The sequence below is a fragment of the Pantoea sp. Tr-811 genome (genome assembly GCF_011752535.1).
In the GTDB taxonomy this organism is placed as follows: Bacteria; Pseudomonadota; Gammaproteobacteria; order Pseudomonadales; family Pseudomonadaceae; genus Aquipseudomonas.
The window spans coordinates 1-1,238 of the sequence record NZ_VWXJ01000056.1; the positions used below are offsets into that span (position 1 = coordinate 1).

General features: G+C 63.1%; 1 protein-coding gene. It reads left to right on the top strand.

Annotation, left to right across the window (positions count from 1 at the left end; genetic code table 11):
- Positions 1–1,238 (top strand): acetolactate synthase large subunit (locus F3J44_RS29380; protein ID WP_167278002.1); only part of this gene is annotated, 1,238 nt, incomplete at both ends.

A 1,238-nucleotide genomic window follows, 5' to 3' on the forward strand; every position in this document is an offset into this window, starting at 1 on the left:
CTGGGCGGCATGCCGATGATGATGATCACCGGCCAGAAGCCGATCAAGAAGTCCAAGCAGGGCCGCTTCCAGATCATCGACGTGTGCGGCATGATGGACCCCATCACCAAGTACACCCACCAGTTCGCCTCGGCCGACAACATCCCGGCGCGCATGCGCGAAGCGTTCCGCCTGGCTGAAGAAGAAAAGCCGGGTGCCGTGCACCTGGAGCTGCCGGAAGACATCGCCGCCGAGCAAACCGATGCCCTGCCGATCCCACGCAGCCTGCACCGTCGCCCGCTGGCCGAGCACGTGGCCATCGAAGCTGCTGTAGAAAAACTGCAGAAGGCCCGCAGCCCGATCCTGGTGATCGGTGCCGGCGCCAACCGCAAGATGACCGCCAAGGTCCTCAAGCAGCTGATCGACAAGACCGGCATCCCGTTCATCACCACCCAGATGGGTAAAGGTGTTGTGGACGAGCGTCACCCACGCTTCCTGGGTAACGCCGCGCTGTCGTCCGGCGATTTTGTACATCGTGCGATTGAAGCCGCCGACCTGATCATCAACATCGGCCACGACGTGATCGAGAAGCCGCCGTTCTTCATGGTCCGTGGCGGCACCGAAGTCATCCACATCAGCTTCCGCTCCGCCGAAGTCGATGCCGTGTACTTCCCGCAGGTGGAAGTGATCGGTGACATCGCCAACGCCGTGTGGCAGATCAGCGAAGCGCTGACCGACACCGCGCACTGGGACTTCACCCGCCTGATGGCCATCCGTGAAGCCAACGAAGCGCAGATCGCCGAAGGCGGCGACGACAACCGCTTCCCGGTGTACCCACAGCGCATGGTGGCCGACATCCGCCGTGTGCTGCCGTCCGAAGGCATCGTCGCCCTGGACAACGGCATCTACAAAATCTGGTTCGCCCGCAACTACAAGGCGCACAAGCCCAACACCGTGCTGCTGGACAACGCCCTGGCGACCATGGGCGCCGGCCTGCCATCGGCGATGGCTGCGCACCTGGTGTACCCAGACCGCCCAGTGATCTCGGTATGCGGCGACGGCGGCTTCATGATGAACAGCCAGGAGCTGGAAACCGCAGTACGCCTCGGCATGCACATCACCGTGGTGATCCTGCGTGACGACGGCTACGGCATGATCCGCTGGAAGCAGGCCAACATGGGCTTCACCGATTTCGGCCTGGACTACGGCAACCCGGACTTCGTCAAATACGCCGAAGCCTACGGTGCCAACGGCCACCG